Raw genomic sequence first — 17,993 nt, 5'->3', positions numbered from 1 at the left:
GATGAAAGCGTGGAGAATGATCAGAATACGTAATTACCAAAAACCCTCCAGCCTGGAGGAAGCCTGGCAGCTGAATCAGAAGAAAAGCAGCCGGGTGATCGGCGGAATGCTCTGGACGAAGATGGAGCAGGGAAACATCAACACCGCGATTGACCTGTCCGGACTGCGTCTGGACACGATTCGGGAGACTGCGGAGGAATTTCAGATTGACTGCATGGTTACGCTGCGGCAGCTGGAGATCCATGAAGGGCTGAACCGTTATACCGGAGGCGCAGCCCGTCAGGCGGTCAAAGATATTGTAGGCGTGCAGTTCAGAAACCTTGCCACCGTGGGCGGCAGTATTTACGGAAGATACGGGTTTTCCGATGTGCTGACGCTGTTTCTGGCAATGGATACCTATGTGGAACTGTACAAAGGGGGACGGGTGGCCCTGAGGGATTATGTTGATCTGCCCAAGGACAGAGACATCCTGATTCGCCTGATCGTAAAAAAGGAGAAGGGCCGCATGGTTTACCAGTCCGTCCGCCGTTCCCGCACAGATTTTCCGGTCCTTACCTGTGCCGCGTTCCGGAGTACGGAGGGAGCCTGGCGGTTTTCTGTAGGCGCCAGACCGCAGCATGCGGTCCTGCTGGAGGATGCGGAAGGGATGCTGTCAGAACCGCTTGCGGAAGAGGCAGCGGAAAAATTTGCCGCGTATGCCGTGGAAAAGATCCCTACCGGCAGTAACCTGCGGGGAAGCGCGGAATACAGGAGCCATCTGGTGAATGTCCTGGTCAGCAGAGCAATCCGGCAGCTGAAAGGAGCGGAAACATGGAACTGAAATTCATACTCAACGGCAAACGGGTTGTGACGGAAGCCCGGCCGGATACCCTGCTGATTGATCTGGTCCGGGAACTGGGGTGCCGCAGTGTGAAACGGGGCTGCGATACCTCGAACTGCGGCCTGTGCACCGTATTCCTGGATGATCAGCCGGTACTGTCCTGCTCGGTGCTGGCGGCCAGGGCGGCAGACCGCAGAGTGACGACTCTGGAAGGCCTTCAGGAAGAAGCAGCGGAATTCGGCAGCTTTTTGGCGGATCAGGGCGCGGAACAGTGCGGATTCTGCAATCCCGGAATGATCATGAATGCCATTGCGCTGTTTCGTGAAAATCCGGATCCTGATGAGGAGACCATCCGGGAATATCTGGCGGGCAATCTGTGCCGCTGCAGCGGTTATGAAGGGCAGATGCGGGCCATAAGGAACTTTCTTGACTGGAAACACGGGCGCCAGACGGCAGACGGAGGAGTGCGGAATGAAAGATAAAGATACAGAGAGAACCGTTCTGCAGGGAATCGAATCCACCGGAGAGGAAACGTATGCCGAAGAACGAAGGGCAAAGGCCGGAGAAAAAGTAAGGGGGCAGGTGGAACAGGAACTGACCGTGGTATCCAGACCAGTCCGGAAAAAAGACGCGATGCAGCTGGTGACCGGAAAACCGGTATACACCGATGACATCGCGCCGAAGGACTGCCTGATCGTCAAACTGCTCCGTTCCCCCCATGCGAATGCTTATGTAAAAAAGATTGATGCGGAAGCGGCCCGGCAGGTGATCGGCATCGAGGCGATTTATACCTGGCAGGATATTGACCAGAACGGGCGGCGCTTTACCCAGGCGGGACAGACTTATCCGGAGCCGAGTCCCTATGACCGGCTGATTCTTGACCGGCATGTGCGGTATGCGGGAGATCCGGTGGCTATTGTGGCCGGCAGAGATGACCGCTGCGTCGATCAGGCCCTGCGCATGATCCGGGTGGAGTACGAGGTGCTGGATGCGGTGCTTGATTTTCATACCGCCAAGGACAACCCGGTGCTGGTGCATCCGGAGGAGAACTGGGAAAGCCTCTGTCCGGTGGGCGCGGACAACAGAAGAAATCTGGTGGCCCACGATTCCTGCGGAGAAGGGGATATCGAACAGGTGCTGGCAGACTGTGAGGTGGTCATCGACCATGTATATCACACGAAAGCCGTGCAGCAGACCATGATGGAGACGTTTCAGACCTTCTGCACCATTGATACCTATGGCAGACTGGATATTGTCAGCTCGACGCAGATTGTGTTCCATGTCAGACGGATTGTGGCCAATGCGCTGCATATCCCGAAATCCAAAATCCGGGTACGCAAACCGCGGATCGGCGGAGGCTTCGGCGCGAAACAGACGGCAGTGTCAGAAGTCTATCCTGCTTTTGTCACCTGGATGACGAAAAAACCAAGCAAAATCATTTTCAGCCGGAAAGAGGCACAGACGGCATCCTCCCCGCGGCATGAGATGGAGATGCATGTCCGTCTGGGCGCAATGAAAGACGGCAGAATCCGGGGCATTGATCTGTATACCCTGTCAAACAGCGGCGCCTATGGAGAACACGGCCCTACCACCGTGGGCCTGTCCGGCCACAAATCTATTCCCCTGTACGGAAAAGCGGAAGCCTTCCGCTTTGTGTCAGACGTGGTCTATACCAATCATATGTCTGCAGGGGCCTACCGCGGATACGGGGCGACCCAGGGACTGTTTGCCGTGGAATCCGCAGTCAATGAGCTGGCGGAAAAGCTGTCCATGGATCCCATTCGCCTGCGGGAGCAGAATATGGTGCAGGTAGGCGACTGTATGCCGGCTTATTACGGAGAAAAACTAAGCAGCGGAACACTGGACCGGTGCCTGCAGAAAGTCCGGGAGATGATTGACTGGGACAGAAATTTCCCGATCCGTGATATGGGAAACGGCAAAGTGCGTACCCTCGGCATGTCCATGGCGATGCAGGGATCCGGCATTTCTTCGGTGGATGTGGGAAGCGCCACCCTGAAGATCAATGATGACGGTTTTTATTCTCTGGTGCTTGGATCGGCAGATATGGGTACCGGCAGCGATACTTCCATGGCCCAGGTGGCGGCAGAGGTCCTGAAATGCCCGGTAGAACAGATTGAAGTATACAGCGCGGATACGGATGTATCGCCCTACGACTCCGGCTCTTATGCGTCCAGCACGGCATATGTGACAGGAAAAGCTGTGGAAAAATGCGCCTGGAAAATGCGGGAGCAGATCTGCCGGATGGGAGCGGAGCTGATGAACTGCGATCCTTCCGAAGTAATTTTTGACGGACGGGAAGTCATCCGCAAGGATGGCGGAGAAGACGCGATTACTTTAGAGAAAATTGCCACGCATTCCATGTGCAACAACAATATCGAACTGGTGGCGTCGGCAACCCACAGTTCCAGCGTGTCCCCGCCGCCGTTTATGGTGGGAGCCGCGGAAGTGGAAACCGACCTGCTTACCGGGGAAGCCCGGGTCCTGCGTTACTGCGCGGCCGTAGACTGCGGAACGCCGCTGAATGAGAACCTGGTGCGCGTGCAGGCAGAAGGAGGGATCCTTCAGGGAATCGGCATGGCCCTTACCGAAGATATCAATTACAACGAACGCGGAATGCCGAGAGAAAATTCGCTGATGCAGTATAAGATTCCGAGCCGGCTGGATATCGGCAGCATAGAGGTGGCTGTCGTCGGCAGCTATGAACCCACGGGACCCTTCGGCGCCAAGTCCATCGGAGAAGTCGTGATCAATACGCCGGGTCCGGCGATTGCGGATGCGCTGGCCAGGGCCTGCGGCGTTCGGTTTTATGAGCTTCCGATTACAGCGGAACAGATTGCCATGAGGGGGCGAAAAACAGATGGAACAAAAACCGATCATTTTCTGTGAAAGCGGCGGCTGCACCGCCAAGCTGGGGGCAGGGCTTCTGAGCCATGTGCTGGAGAAGCTGCCCCGGGGACCGAAAGACAGTCACCTGCTGATCGGATACGACAGCAGGGATGACGGAGCCGTGTATCAGATTTCAGAGGACACGGCGGTGATTCAGACGCTGGACTTTTTCCCGCCGATGGTGGAGGATCCCCACCTGTTCGGACAGATTGCGGCGGCCAATGCCTTAAGCGATATTTTTGCCATGGGCGGGGAAGTGAAGACCGCCTTAAATATCGTCTGTTTCCCGGAGGAGATGGATCTGAATATCCTGGGAGAGATCATGCGGGGCGGTTCGGAAAAAGTGATCGAAGCCGGTGGCACGCTGGCGGGAGGACACTCGATTATGGATCAGGGGATCCGTTACGGACTGTCGGTGATGGGAACCGTACATCCGGATCATATTTATTCAAACAATGCCTGCCAGCCGGGGGATCTGCTGGTATTTACCAAAAAACTGGGGGCAGGGATTGTCTGTGCGGCCCACCGGGTGGGAGAAGCGTCGGAAGAGGCTTTTCACCAGGCCACAGACCAGATGCGCACGTTAAACCGGGCAGCCTCTGTCATCAGCCGCCAGTATGATGTGCACAGCTGCACAGATGTCACCGGATTCGGATTCCTGGGACATCTGCATGAAATGATGGACGGCCGCTGTTCCTGCAGGATCTGGCAGAATCAGATTCCGGTGCTGGAGGGCGCGCTGTCCTATGCGGAGCAGTTCCTGATCACCGGCGGCGGCCAGAAAAACCGGAATTACGTGGGCGCGCATGTGCAGTTTCGCGATACGCCCTTTGCCATGGAGGAGATTCTGTTTGATCCCCAGACTTCCGGCGGGCTGCTGTTTGCCCTTCCGCCGGAGCAGGCCCGGGATCTGACTGCCGCGCTGCGGCAGGAGGGAATCCCTGCGGCAGCAGTGGGGGAAGTGACCGCAAGGGAAGAACCGGAGATTCTGGTCAGCTGATTCCGAAAAAACTGAAATATACCAAGAAAGATGCAGGAGGAAATAAAAGAAATGATCAAAGTAGATTCCATGGGTGATGTGTGCCCGGTTCCCATTGTCAAGACAAAAAATGCCATCCGGGAGATGGACGGAGCGGGAGAACTGGAGATCTTTGTGGATAATGAGACTTCTGTCCAGAACCTGACCAAAATGGCCCGGCAGAAAGGATACGGCGTGGATTCCAGCAAGCTGGGCGCTGCCCGTTACCGGGTGCATATGACGCTGACAGAGGATCAGGTGGCAGACATGAAGACAGCGCCGGCCGCAGAAGAAGTCTGTGACGTAACCCGCAAAACAGGAGGAACCGTGGTGGCGATTTCAGCCGGCACCATGGGAAGCGGTTCGGAGGAACTGGGAAAGATTCTGATGAAATCCTTCCTCTTTGCCCTGAGCCAGCAGGAAGAACTGCCGGAATATATCCTCTGTTACAATGGCGGGGCCTATCTGACCTGCGAAGGGTCAGACTCTCTGGAAGATCTGAAAAATATGGAGGCAGCCGGTGTGAAAATCATTACCTGCGGCACCTGCGCGGACTTTTACAAGATCAAGGACCGGGTGCAGGTGGGCACCATCGGAAACATGTATGAAATCGTGGAAAAGATGATGCAGGCATCGGATGTCATCCGGCCGTAAGGCGGTGAATCAGCGTGCGTCAGAAAAAAGATTACTGTATCATGACCTTCGCAACAACCGAAGACGCGCTTGCGATGGAGGAATTCTGCAGACAGCAGAACATACCGGGCAGGATCATACCTTTGCCGGGGGATGTGGCGGCCGGGTGCGGACTCTGCTGGCGTATGACCCCGGAGGAGGCGCGGCAGTGGAAACCAGCGCTGCAGAAGCAGAAGATACAGGGAGTATACACGATTCAGATGTGGGGATAAGCGGATACCGGCGGAACAGATTTTCTGTTCCGCCGGTTTGCATATACGGAAAGGACAGATAGATGATGGAAACAGGAAACAGAATTATTATCCGCGGAGCCGGAGATCTGAGCACAGGGACCATACACAGGCTGTGTTCCGCCGGGTTTCCGCTGCTGGTCCTGGAAACCGGCCGGCCGGCTGCCATTCGGCGGCAGGTGGCTTTTTCAGAGGCAGTATATGACGGAACCGCGACTGTCGAGGGGCTGACAGCCAGGAAGATTGCGTCATTGGAAGAAATCGCCGATACCGAAGCCGCGGGGATGATCCCCCTGCTGGTGGATCCGGAGGGGGAAAGCATCCGCAAAGTTCCCCATATGGCCGTGGTGGACGCAATCCTGGCAAAACGCAATCTCGGAACCAGCATCGATCTGGCAGACCTGGTGATCGGCCTGGGGCCCGGATTTACGGCCGGAGTGGATGTGCACGCAGTCATTGAAACGAAACGCGGACACAATCTGGGACGGATCATACGGGAAGGAAGCGCGATTCCGGATACCGGAATCCCGGGAATCATCGGCGGTTATGGAAAAGAACGGGTGATTCACGCAGAGGAAGCGGGAATCCTTCGGGACGGATGCAAAATCGGAAGTCTGGTGGAACAGGGAGAATCGATTGCCCGGATTTGCACTTCTCATGGGGACCGGCCGGTACTGGCTTCCCTGACAGGAATTGTCCGCGGGATGATACGGGACGGCTATCCGGTGACCAGAGGATTCAAGATTGCGGACATTGACCCGAGAAAAGAGGAACTGAGCAACTGCTTTACCATATCCGACAAGGCCCGCTGTATTGCGGGAAGCGTGCTGGAACTGGTTTGCAAAGAAGAAAGAAGGAGAATGGAATGCAGACAGAAGATGCAGTGAAACTGACGAAAGAGCTGATTCAGATCGAGAGTACCAATCCGGGGGCCGGCGAGCAGCAGGTGGCGGAATATCTGAAACATCAGATCGAACCGGTGCTGCCGGAAAACGGAAGACTGCTGCTGCATGAGGCAGAAGAAGGGCGGCCGGTGCTTCTGGCGGAGCTGGAAGGCGAAAGCCCGGAAGAACTGGTGCTGATCTGTCATATGGATACGGTGCCCATAGCAGACGGGTGGACGAAAGATCCCCTTGCCGCAGAGGAGGAAGCAGGGCGTATCTACGGCAGGGGAGCCTGCGATATGAAATCCGGTCTGGCTGCCGCGACGGCCGCGTTTCTGTCCGCGGCGCAGCAGATCCGGCACAGTGGGAAAAAACCGGCACGCACCCTGAAGCTGATTGGCACAATGGATGAAGAAGGCGATATGAAAGGGGCAGAAACCGCGATTCGCCTGGGCTGGGTGCGCCGGGAAAGTCTGGTGATGGATACGGAACCCACAGACGGTGAGATTCAGACGGCCCACAAGGGCAGATACTGGTTCCAATACACGATTCACGGCAAAGCAGCCCATGCCAGCCGCCCGCAGGACGGAGCGGACGCCATTGCCGGTATGGCGTATGCCATCTGCGGAATACGGGAACGAATTGAAAAACTGGAAACCGATGCGTTCCTGGGCAGGACAACCGCAGTCTTTGGTACAGTCAGGGGCGGGATTCATCCCTATCAGGTGCCGGCAGAGTGTACCGTTACCATCGACATCCGGGCGGTGCCGCCCGCCGGTCAGGAGGATCTGGTGCGTATTCTCCGGGAGGCAGCGGAAGAAGCGGCGGAAAAGACCGGCAGGGAACTGACCTGCAGTATCCGGCCAACCGGTGCCAGACCGTGGATTCCCCACAGGGAAGACGCACGGATGCTGCAGCTGCTGAAAGCGGCAGTAAAGAAGGCCACCGGGCGGCAACCGGCGATGCAGCCGTTTCCGGGCTATACGGACACCGCGGTAATCGCAGGCATTCTGGATAACAGGAATACTCTTTCCTATGGCCCCGGCAGTCTTGCCCAGGCACATAAGCCGGATGAATATGTCCGGATTGAAGAAATTGAACGGTGTTTCCGGGTATATCAGGAGCTGATTTTCGGGTGGCTGGAACTGGAAGAACGGTAGCAGGAACCGCGGCGGAGCAGGAGAAACTGCGTCCGGTCAGGGGAAAATGGGGCGGCAGGAACTGCGGTCAGACAGAAGGGAATCTGGCAGCAGTCAGAAAAATGTTGAAATGAACAAAAAGTAAGGTGAAAAATTGGTCAAACTGACAAAATTACCAATAAACATCATTTTTCGCCCTCACTTTTTATGAAAAAGGCTTGAAAAACGAAGGCGATTCGCCTATAATAAACCTAACAAAAATTTTTTAGCAAAGAAATTGTTTTAGCATACAGGAGGAAGGAAAACAGGTTTGCTAAAAAATAAACGGATCCCCTGTTTTCCGAAAATGTTTATGAAAAAAGAAACGATTGCAGCACCGCGGGGAGATGAGACGATTCTCTATGAGTTCAAAGGGGGAGCGCCCAGCGCCGGAAAACTGATTCCGCTGAGTCTGCAGCATGTGCTGGCGGCAGTGGTAGGTGTTATCACACCGTCTATCATCGTTGCAGGCGTCTGTAATTTAGCCCCGGAAGAAAAGACCATGATGATTCAGGCGGCTTTGATTCTGACGGCGATCGCCACATTGCTTCAGCTGTTTCCGATTTTCGGCAGGATCGGCGCCGGACTTCCGGTAATCATGGGTACCAGTTTCGCGTATGTGCCGACGCTGGAAGCCATCGGCGGACAGTTTAATATCGGAACCATCATGGGAGCGGAGATTGTCGGAGGTCTGGTGGCGATTGTGTTTGGCATTTTTGTCAAACAGATCCGCAGGCTGTTCCCGGATGTGGTGACCGGTACGGTTATCTTTACCATAGGTCTTTCCCTGTATCCCACAGCTGTGCGTTATATGGCCGGCGGAGCGGGAACAGAAGGATTCGGCGGCACCAGAAACTGGCTGGTGGCTCTGATTACTTTCGCGGTGGTGCTGGTTCTGAACAACTTTACCAAAGGGGTGCTGAAGCTGGGCTCTCTGTTCTGGGGCATGATTGTAGGTTATATTGTGTCGCTGTGCCTGGGAATGGTGGATTTCTCCAGTGTGCTGAATACCTCATCGGTGGTTTCGGTTCCTCAGTTCATGCATTTCAAAATAGAGTTTGTACCGGCTGCCTGCGCATCACTGGCAATTGTGTATATTGTGAATTCTGTACAGACCATCGGTGATCTTACCTCCACAACCGTCGGCGGCATGGATCGGATCCCGACAGACAAAGAGCTGCAGGGCGGTATCGTGACCCAGGGCCTGATGAGTATCGTCGGCGCCTTCTTCGGCGGCCTTCCTACCGCAAGCTACAGCCAGAACGTAGGTATTGTTACCGTAAATAAAGTCGTGAACCGTATCGTATTCCTGGTAGCAGCGCTGATTCTGCTGGCTGCGGGCCTGATTCCCAGTCTGTCCGCTCTGCTGACAACAATTCCCCAGGCGGTAATCGGCGGCGCCACCTTATCCGTATTCGCGCAGATCGCCATGACAGGTATCCGGCTGTTCACCAAAGGGGGACTGACACCGCGCAAGACAACGGTGGTAGGCATGTCCGTAGCACTGGGCGTAGGTATTACACAGGTAAGCGGATGCCTGACCGGACCGGGCTTCCCGTCCTGGGTGAACACAGTATTCGGAACTTCATCAGTAGTAGTGGCCACCCTGATGGCAATTATTCTCAATCTGATTATTCCGAAAGAAAAAGAAGAAAAAGTGGAAACCATAAAAGAAGAAACTCCTGAGGATTAAATCCTCAGGAGCGGTTTCGGAAGACGGGCGGTCAGCTGTCGGCTTTGACTTCGTCCAGATAGCTGTAAAGCGTGTATTTGGATATGCCGAGATGCTTGCACACTTTCGGGCCGGATTTTGTAATCAGAAATGCGCCGGCTTCGTTCAGCAGTCGGATTACCTGGACTTTATCCTCTTTTTTCATCAGGGGAACGGGTTTTCCGACCTGGCGGATGCTCTGGTCGATCAGCTCATCCAGCAGATCAGCCACATTCAGCGCGACCGGAGCTTCTTCGTTGGTCTCGCTGGTGCCGGTGAAGGATTTTAACTGTTCACTCATGGCAAGCATCAGGGTGATGTCATAGTTGATTCCGAAGATCCCGATGATGCGGTTATTGTCATCGCGGATGTAAATGGTACTGGATTTCAGAATCTTGCCGTCTCTCGTTTTCGTCAGATAAGCCAGGCGGTCGTGCTGCCACTCTGTGCTGTGCTGCAGGGCTTCCAGAACAATGTGAGACGGGCCGTCTCCCACCTGCCGGCCGGTGACATGGCCATTTTCAATGGCAATAATGGAATGCTCATGGTCGCCGCCCTGCAGATCGTGGATTACGACTTCACAGTTGGGACCGAATTCTGCTGCAATCCCTTTTGCGAGGCGGGTATAGAACTCGATTAATGATTTTTTCATTTTGAACACCTTTCAAGAGAATGATCGTAAGAATCTGAATTCATTATAACAACAGCAATCCGGAAAAACAAGAAAACTACTTAGGAGGAATAAAAAATGTTATTAATTGGTAACGGTCAGGTAATTACAAGAGATGCCGAACAGCCGTATCTGAAAGACGGAGCTGTCGTGATTGACGGGGATACCATTCAGGAAGTCGGTGCCCTGGATGCCATGAAGAAAAAGTATCCGGCAGCGGAATTTGTAGACGCGCAGGGCGGAATTATTATGCCGGGGCTGATCAATGCCCATACGCATATCTATTCCGGACTTGCCCGGGGACTTGCGATTGCGGGCAACAATCCCACAAATTTCCTGGAAGTGCTGGACGGCACCTGGTGGAATATTGACCGCCATCTGACGCTGGACGGAACCAGAGCCAGCGCCTATGCGACAGTACTGGACTGCATCCGGGACGGCGTCACCACCATCTTTGACCATCATGCAAGCTTCGGCGAGATTCCGGGTTCCTTATTTGCCATCAAGGATGTGGTAAAGGAAATCGGCATCCGTTCCTGTCTGTGCTATGAAGTGTCCGAGCGGGACGGAGAAGAGAAAACAGCCCAGAGCATTCAGGAGAACGCGGATTTTGCCAAATGGGCCAAAGACGCGGATGATCCGATGGTGAAGGCAATGTTCGGCGGACATGCCCTGTTTACCATTTCAGACAGAACCTTCGAGAAAATGGTGGAAGCAAACGACGGCATGACCGGATTCCACATCCATGTGGCAGAAGGCATGAATGATGTCTATGACAGCCTGCAGAATTACGGCTGCCGTCCGGTGAACCGCCTGCTTTACAACGGCATTCTGGGAGAGAAGACCATGCTGGGACACTGCATCCATATCAGCCCTTCCGAGATGGATATCATCAAAGAAACAGGAACCATGGTTGTCAACAATCCGGAATCCAACATGGGAAATGCAGTGGGATGCTCACCGGTGCTTCAGATGATGGCAAAGGGCATTACCGTGGGAATGGGTACCGATGCCTATACCCATGATATGCTGGAAAGCATGAAAGTGTTCCTGATCATTCAGAGACATAACGCCTGCCTGCCGAACGTGGGATTCTGTGAAGACACGCAGATGCTGTTCGAGAACAACCGCGTCATCGCGGAGAAGTATTTCGGAAGAACCCTCGGCGTCCTGAAAGAAGGCGCGGCTGCGGATGTTATTGTCATGGACTACAAGCCATTCACACCGTTCTCCGAGGAAAATATCGACGGCCACATGCTGTTCGGCATGATGGGCAAGAACTGCAGAACGACAGTGATTAATGGAAAAGTGCTCTACAAGGACCGTGAGTTTGTGGGAATTGACGAAGAGAAGATCAATGCGTGGACCATGGAACAGAGCAAGAAACTCTGGGGCGAACTGAATCACAGAGTATATTAAACAAAAAACAACTGAATCATTCAGAAAAAAGTCCTTCAAGCGGCTTGGGATACATAGCTGGACATTAGGTATCGGGCGTAGCAATTGACTTTTGATAAACAAAAAATCAAAAAACAAAGATCAGCTCCGTTCAGCGGGAGTGTGATATCACAGGAGGAAAACTATGAGTGATCTTATGCGGCCAATGTCTATCGGACATCTTATGAACTGGGTACTGACAGAGTACAGGGAGAAAGGAAGTATTTTCGGCATCGAGAAAATTGTGCGCCATACCAATGGACAGGCGCTTCCGATCTATGAAGAAAAGATTGAGTCTCCCTTCGGACCTGCAGCAGGACCGAATACTCAGCTGGCGCAGAACATTATCGCGTCTTACGTGGCAGGTTCCCGTTTCTTCGAGTTAAAGACCGTACAGGTTATGGACGGTGCGGAACTCTCTGCCTGTGTAAGCAAACCGTGCATTACTGCAGGGGATGAGTGCTATAACTGTGAGTGGTCAACCGAATTATATGTACCCCAGGCTTTTGAAGAGTATGTAAAAGCATGGGTAGTCTGCAAGATTCTCGCAAAAGAGCTGAATCTGGGTGATCCGGACGGATTTGTGTTCAACATGTCTGTGGGATACGACCTGGAGGGAATCAAATCCGAAAAAGTGAATACTTACATAGACCAGATGATGGATGCACGGGATACGGAAGTGTTCCAGACCTGCATCCAGTGGGCACTGGATCATGCAGATCAGTTTACCAATGTGGACGAGGCGTATATCCGCGGCATCAGTTCACGGATTTCCGATTCCATTACAGAATCCACGCTTCACGGATGTCCGCCGGATGAGATCGAGCGGATCGCCACCTATCTGATTACAGAGAAAAATCTGCATACATTCATCAAATGCAACCCGACCCTTCTGGGCTATGAATATGCCAGAAAGAGACTGGATTCTCTCGGATTTGATTATATCGCCTTTGATGACCATCATTTCCTGGAAGACCTGCAGTGGAAGGATGCCATCCCTATGTTCCGGCGTCTGCTGAAACTGACGGCGGAAAAAGGACTGGAATTCGGCGTTAAAATCACCAATACCTTCCCGGTGGATGTGAAAGCCAATGAGCTGCCCAGTGAAGAAATGTATATGTCCGGCCGCTCCCTGTTCCCGCTGAGTATTCACCTGGCCCGCCTGCTGACAGAGGAGTTTGACGGCAAGCTGCGGATTTCCTATTCCGGCGGTGCCACCATTTACAATATCAAATCTCTGTTTGATGCCGGCATCTGGCCTATCACCATGGCCACCAATGTCCTGAAACCCGGCGGATATCAGCGCATGAGCCAGATCGCGGATGAGTTAATGGAGTGCGGAAACGAACGGTTTGCAGGCGTCAGCGTTGCTGCGGTACAGACCATCGACGACGATGTGATGGAAAGCGATCTGTACAGAAAACCGGTGAAACCGCTGCCGGAACGCCATATGGACAAGAAGCTGCCGCTGTTTGACTGCTTTACAGCTCCCTGCCGGGAAGGCTGTCCGATTCACCAGGATATCCCGGCGTATCTGCAGGCAATGGTGGAAGGAAAGGCAGAGAAGGCTCTGGATATCATCCTGGAGCGCAATGCCCTTCCGTTTATCACAGGAACCATCTGCCCGCATCACTGCGGGGACAAATGTATGCGCAATTACTACGAGGAGACGCTGCACATCCGGGAGACCAAACTCGCTGCAGCGGAACAGGCATACAGCAAAGTGCTTCCGAAGCTGAAAGCTGCCAGCCCGCAGACCGGCAAAAAAGTCGCAGTCATCGGCGGCGGTCCGGCAGGACTTTCCGCAGCATCTTTCCTGTCAAGAGCAGGAGTTCCCGTTACAGTATTTGAACGGCAGCAGAACCTGGGCGGTATCGTACGCAATGTGATTCCCGCATTCAGAATCTCAGACGAAACCATCGACAAAGATGTGGAGCTGTGCAAGGCATACGGCGCGGAATTCCGTCTGGGCACAGAAGTGAAGTCTCTGCAGGAATTAAAAGATCAGGGATATACAGACATCATCGTATCCGTTGGCGCATGGAACCCCGGAAATGCGCATCTGAACTACGGCGAAGCTCTGGATGCCATTGAGTTCCTGGAGCAGGCGAAGAAAAATCCGGAAAACGTGTCTCTCGGCAAAAACGTAGTCGTTTTAGGCGGCGGAAATACAGCCATGGACGTTGCCCGGGCAGCGAAACGCATCAACGGTGTGGAGAAGGTTCGTCTGGTATACCGACGCACCAGAAGATATATGCCGGCAGATGAGGAAGAACTGCAGATGGCCATCGATGACGGCGTGGAATTCATGGAACTGCTGGCGCCCATCGGCGTAAAAGACGGCGTGCTGAAGTGTTCTGTCATGGAACTGGGCGCTCCGGACGCATCCGGCAGAAGAGCTCCGCAGGATACCGGCAGAGAAACAGAAGTTCCGGCCGACACAGTGATTGCGGCAGTGGGCGAACGCATTGACACCGCACTGTATGAAGGCATGAAGGTGGCAATGGATGCCAAGGGCCGTCCGGAAGTCAATGAAAACATGATGACCAGTGTGGAAGGCATCTATGCCGCAGGTGATTCCAGACGCGGCCCGGCCACTGTTGTAGAGGCCATTGCGGATGCGGCAAAAGCAGCTGCGGCCATCGCGGGAATCAGCTTTGAGAAATACACGGATGAAAACGCGGCAGGCGCAGAGGACAACTATCTGTTTAAGAAGGGCATGCTGAGCACAGATCTGACGGCAGAGCCGGATGGCAGATGTCTGGGATGCGCGACCGTATGTGAAGTATGCGCTGACGTATGTCCGAACCGGGCCAATGTGGCGATCCATGTTCCGGGCAAATGCCAGGCCCAGATCATCCATGTGGACGGCATGTGCAACGAGTGCGGCAACTGCGCGGTCTTCTGTCCGTACAACGGCAGACCCTACAAAGACAAATTTACCCTGTTCTGGAATGAGGAAGATTTCACCAACAGTGAAAATGAAGGCTTCCTGCTTCTTCCGGACGGATCGGTGAAAGTGCGCCTGGACGGAAAAGAAGAAGTCAGCACGCAGGATCAGCTGGATCAGATTTCAGCAGATGCGGCTGCAGTGATCCGCGCAGTCATCAAGGATTATTCCTATCTGATTGAGCGTTAAAAGCGGGTGATTTTATGAAAAAGAGAAAGAAACAGGTGGCGGTAGTCCACTGCTATGGAGCGTCTCATCTGGAAAACGGGAGTCTAGCATGCAGGTATGGATGCAAACAGTGCGGGCTGTGTGAAGCAGCCTGCAGGCTCCAGGCCATTTCTTTCCCGGAAAACCGGGGCGCGGCGCTGGTATCCCGGGAACTGTGTGTCGGCTGCGGACTCTGCGTAAAGGCATGTCCGCAGAACCTGATCCGGCTGGAACCGGCGGAAAATACTATTCAGCCCCTGTGCAGCAATCAGGAAGCAGGCAAAGACGCGCGGAAAGAGTGCGATACCAGCTGTATCGGCTGCGGGATCTGTGAAAAGAACTGTCCGTCAGACGCGATCCACATCATTGACTGCTGCGCTGTGATTGATCCGGGCAAATGCATTGCCTGCGGTATGTGTGCCGTAAAATGTCCCCGGGGTGTGATTCGCGACGCCAATGGAATAATTACGGCAGTCTGAGAAGGAGGGACAACAATGGCAGAAATGTATACATTTACCGTGAACGGTGTAGAACGCAGCACATCTGAGCGAAAATCCCTTCTCCGTTATCTGAGAGATGACCTGCATCTTTACTCCTGCAAAGATGGATGCAGCGAGGGCGCCTGCGGAACCTGCACCATCGTGGTGGACGGCAAAGCGGTAAAAGCCTGTGTATTAACGACGGACCGTGCCGTGGGGCGGCAGATCCTTACGGTGGAAGGGCTGAGCGACCGGGAAAAGGACGCTTTTGTCTATGCCTTCGGATCCAAGGGGTCCGTACAGTGCGGATTCTGTATCCCGGGTATGGTAATGGCCGGCAAGGCACTGATTGACCAGGTGCCGGATCCTTCGGAAGAAGAGATCAAATATGCCCTGCGGGGCAATATCTGCCGCTGTACCGGATATAAGAAAATTATTGAAGGCATTCAGCTGGCAGCGGCGATTCTCCGGGGAGATGCCGCCATTGATGAAGAACTGGAAAAAGGAGAAAACGGCCCGGGCGGTGTCGGAAGCAGGGCATTCCGTGTGGATGTGCGCAAGAAAGTCCTGGGATACGGAAAATATCCGGATGACATCGATATGGAAGAGATGGTGCACCTGTCGGCGGTGCGCAGCCGTTATCCCCGTGCGAGAGTAAAGAAGATAGACGCTTCGAAAGCGCTTGCGGTAAAAGGCGTTCTGGGTGTGCTGACAGCTGCTGATGTGCCGAATAACAAGGTGGGACATATCCAGCAGGACTGGGATGTCATGATTGCGGAGGGGGATATTACCCGTTCCGTGGGAGACGCCATCTGTCTGGTGGTTGCGGAGACCGAAGAAATCCTGGAAAAAGCCAAAAGCCTGATCCGCATCGATTATGAAGTGATGAAACCGGTGTGCAGCATCAAAGAAGCCATGGCGCCAAACGCGCCGAAACTGCATCCCAACGGCAATCTCTGCCAGCAGCGGCATGTGGTGCGCGGAAATGCGGCAGAAGCGCTGAAAGCATCCGCCTATACCGTAACAGAATCGTTCTCCACGCCGTTTACAGAACATGCCTTCCTGGAACCGGAGTGCGCGGTGGCGTTTCCGTATAAAGACGGCATCAAGATCCTCAGCACGGATCAGGGGGCTTATGACACACGAAAAGAAGTGGCCATCATGTTCGGCTGGGAGCCGGAGCGGATCGTTGTGGAAAATCAGTTAATCGGCGGCGGATTCGGCGGCAAGGAAGACGTGTCCGTACAGCATCTGGCTGCGCTGGCGGCCTGGATCTACAAGCGTCCGGTCAAGGCAAAGATGAGCCGTCAGGAATCGATTCGTTTCCATCCGAAGCGGCATGCCATGGAAGGCACCTTTACACTGGGCTGTGATGAAAACGGAATCTTCACCGGCCTGGACTGTGATATTTACTTTGATACCGGGGCCTATGCTTCTCTTTGCGGACCGGTACTGGAGCGGGCCTGCACCCATTCCGTAGGGCCCTACTGCTACCAGAACACAGATATCCGCGGATACGGGTATTATACCAACAATCCGCCGGGAGGCGCTTTCCGGGGCTTTGGCGTATGTCAGAGTGAATTTGCCCTGGAAGCCATGATTAACCTGCTGGCAGAAAAAGTGGGAATTTCCCCCTGGGAAATTCGTTACCGCAACGCGATCGAACCGGGAAAGGTTCTGCCGAACGGACAGATTGCGGACTGCTCCACCGCACTGAAGGAAACGCTGGAAGCGGTCCGGGAAGTTTATGAGAAAAACCGGGGACACGCGGGAATCGCCTGCGCCATGAAAAATGCCGGTGTCGGCGTAGGACTTCCGGACAAGGGACGCTGCAGACTGGTCATCGAGGATGGCACCTGCGTTATTTATTCGGCAGCGTCGGATATCGGCCAGGGCTGTCAGACGGTATTCTGCCAGGACGTGGCGGAAGCCACCGGGCTTCCCCTGTCCCGGATCCGCAATGCTGTGGCCAGTACGGAGAACGCGCCGGATTCCGGAACCACCTCCGGCTCCCGCCAGACGCTGCTGACCGGCGAGGCGGTGCGGGAAGCCGCTTTCCGGCTGGCAGAAGACCTGCGCGGCTGCGGCGGAGATCTGGGCGCGTTAAACGGCAGAGAATATTTCTACGAATATTTTGAACCCACAGACAAACTGGGGGCAGATAAACCGAATCCGAAGAGCCATATCGCATACGGATATGCGACCCATGTAGTGATCCTGGATGATGCGGGCCGTGTGAAGGAAGTATACGCGGCACATGATTCGGGAAAAGTGGTGAATCCGATATCAATTCAGGGCCAGATCGAAGGCGGTGTGCTCATGGGCATGGGATATGCCCTGACAGAGGACTTCCCGCTGAAGGACGGCGTGCCCCAGGCCAGATACGGAACGCTGGGGCTGCTTCGGGCACCGGACATTCCGGATATCCATGCGATTTATGTGGAAAAAGAAAATCTGCTGGAAGTTGCCTACGGCGCAAAGGGAATCGGCGAAATCGCCACAATTCCCACCGCCCCTGCGGCGCAGGGCGCCTACTATGCGCTGGATGGAAAATTCCGCACCTCACTTCCGATGGAAGATACGTATTACAGCAGAAAATAGAAGGAGCACCCTTTTGGCGGACCGATGAAAGAAGATCGGTCCGCCAAACTTTTTTTCTGCCGCAGAGCAGCGGAAAAGACCAGGGTTCCTGTTTTCTGCGGGATCGGAAAGTCCCAGTAAAATCAATGGTTTCAGCCGCTGTCAAAAATTATTTTATTTATACTAAAAAAAAGTAAGAAAATCTCTTGACATCAAGACGGAATATGCT

Annotated in this window: 14 protein-coding genes; 13 read left to right on the top strand and 1 reads right to left on the bottom strand. The window is 54.1% G+C overall.

What is annotated here, in order from left to right; translation table 11 throughout:
- The first annotated feature begins 16 nt into the window (after nucleotides 1-16).
- The 9 genes from CXIVA_RS02105 to CXIVA_RS02065 all read left to right on the top strand — a co-directional run bounded on the left by CXIVA_RS02105 (nucleotide 17) and on the right by CXIVA_RS02065 (nucleotide 9,423).
- On the top strand, nucleotides 17-820 hold the full coding sequence (locus tag CXIVA_RS02105) for an FAD binding domain-containing protein (RefSeq protein WP_013976361.1): 804 nt from the start codon (nucleotides 17-19) through the stop codon (nucleotides 818-820).
- Nucleotides 811-1,302 carry a (2Fe-2S)-binding protein gene (locus CXIVA_RS02100; RefSeq protein ID WP_013976360.1) on the top strand — a complete coding sequence of 164 codons (492 nt, stop codon included), beginning with the start codon at nucleotides 811-813 and terminating at the stop codon, nucleotides 1,300-1,302. Before CXIVA_RS02105 ends, CXIVA_RS02100 begins: the two co-directional genes overlap by 10 nt.
- Before the next feature lie 112 nt (nucleotides 1,303-1,414).
- Nucleotides 1,415-3,727 carry a molybdopterin cofactor-binding domain-containing protein gene (locus CXIVA_RS02095; RefSeq protein WP_041728210.1) on the top strand — a complete coding sequence of 771 codons (2,313 nt, stop codon included), beginning with the start codon at nucleotides 1,415-1,417 and terminating at the stop codon, nucleotides 3,725-3,727.
- Nucleotides 3,699-4,727 carry a selenide, water dikinase SelD gene (gene selD, locus CXIVA_RS02090; protein WP_013976358.1) on the top strand — a complete coding sequence of 343 codons (1,029 nt, stop codon included), beginning with the start codon at nucleotides 3,699-3,701 and terminating at the stop codon, nucleotides 4,725-4,727. The genes CXIVA_RS02095 and selD overlap by 29 nt, the downstream gene beginning before the upstream one ends.
- 51 nt (nucleotides 4,728-4,778) lie before the next feature.
- Nucleotides 4,779-5,399 carry a sulfurtransferase-like selenium metabolism protein YedF gene (gene yedF / locus CXIVA_RS02085; RefSeq protein WP_013976357.1) on the top strand — a complete coding sequence of 207 codons (621 nt, stop codon included), beginning with the start codon at nucleotides 4,779-4,781 and terminating at the stop codon, nucleotides 5,397-5,399.
- A 14-nt stretch (nucleotides 5,400-5,413) separates the two neighbouring features.
- On the top strand, nucleotides 5,414-5,650 hold the full coding sequence (locus tag CXIVA_RS02080) for a DUF3343 domain-containing protein (protein WP_013976356.1): 237 nt from the start codon (nucleotides 5,414-5,416) through the stop codon (nucleotides 5,648-5,650).
- A gap of 62 nt (nucleotides 5,651-5,712) precedes the next feature.
- Nucleotides 5,713-6,555, top strand: a complete 843-nt coding sequence (gene yqeB / locus CXIVA_RS02075) for a selenium-dependent molybdenum cofactor biosynthesis protein YqeB (RefSeq protein ID WP_013976355.1) — start codon at nucleotides 5,713-5,715, stop codon at nucleotides 6,553-6,555.
- Nucleotides 6,534-7,712, top strand: a complete 1,179-nt coding sequence (locus CXIVA_RS02070) for a M20 family metallopeptidase (protein ID WP_013976354.1) — start codon at nucleotides 6,534-6,536, stop codon at nucleotides 7,710-7,712. The genes yqeB and CXIVA_RS02070 overlap by 22 nt, the downstream gene beginning before the upstream one ends.
- Nucleotides 7,713-8,043: 331 nt before the next feature.
- Nucleotides 8,044-9,423 carry a solute carrier family 23 protein gene (locus tag CXIVA_RS02065; protein WP_041728205.1) on the top strand — a complete coding sequence of 460 codons (1,380 nt, stop codon included), beginning with the start codon at nucleotides 8,044-8,046 and terminating at the stop codon, nucleotides 9,421-9,423.
- 31 nt (nucleotides 9,424-9,454) lie between these two features.
- On the opposite strand, the gene CXIVA_RS02060 is transcribed toward CXIVA_RS02065, so the two are convergent.
- Nucleotides 9,455-10,093 carry a helix-turn-helix transcriptional regulator gene (locus CXIVA_RS02060; RefSeq protein ID WP_013976352.1) on the bottom strand — a complete coding sequence of 213 codons (639 nt, stop codon included), beginning with the start codon at nucleotides 10,091-10,093 and terminating at the stop codon, nucleotides 9,455-9,457.
- 96 nt (nucleotides 10,094-10,189) lie between these two features.
- Here CXIVA_RS02060 and ssnA point away from each other — a divergent pair, with 96 nt between their 5' ends.
- The 4 genes from ssnA (at nucleotide 10,190) to xdh (ending at nucleotide 17,785) form a co-directional block, all read left to right on the top strand.
- Nucleotides 10,190-11,530 carry a putative aminohydrolase SsnA gene (ssnA, locus tag CXIVA_RS02055; protein ID WP_013976351.1) on the top strand — a complete coding sequence of 447 codons (1,341 nt, stop codon included), beginning with the start codon at nucleotides 10,190-10,192 and terminating at the stop codon, nucleotides 11,528-11,530.
- A 163-nt stretch (nucleotides 11,531-11,693) separates the two neighbouring features.
- Entirely contained in the window at nucleotides 11,694-14,687 is a 2,994-nt protein-coding gene (gene ygfK / locus CXIVA_RS02050) for a putative selenate reductase subunit YgfK (protein WP_013976350.1), read from the top strand.
- A gap of 14 nt (nucleotides 14,688-14,701) precedes the next feature.
- A complete protein-coding gene (locus CXIVA_RS02045; RefSeq protein WP_013976349.1) occupies nucleotides 14,702-15,184 on the top strand; it encodes a 4Fe-4S binding protein in 483 nt (160 codons plus the stop codon).
- Between the two features lie 15 nt (nucleotides 15,185-15,199).
- The gene (gene xdh / locus CXIVA_RS02040; RefSeq protein ID WP_013976348.1) at nucleotides 15,200-17,785 is read left to right on the top strand and encodes a selenium-dependent xanthine dehydrogenase; all 2,586 of its coding nucleotides are present in this window, start codon (nucleotides 15,200-15,202) and stop codon (nucleotides 17,783-17,785) included.
- Nucleotides 17,786-17,993: the final 208 nt, after the last annotated feature.

This window comes from Clostridium sp. SY8519 (assembly GCF_000270305.1).
In the GTDB taxonomy this organism is placed as follows: domain Bacteria; phylum Bacillota; class Clostridia; order Lachnospirales; family Lachnospiraceae; genus SY8519.
Note: the sequence above shows the minus strand (reverse complement) of the source record. Positions and strands in the feature narration are given on the sequence as shown.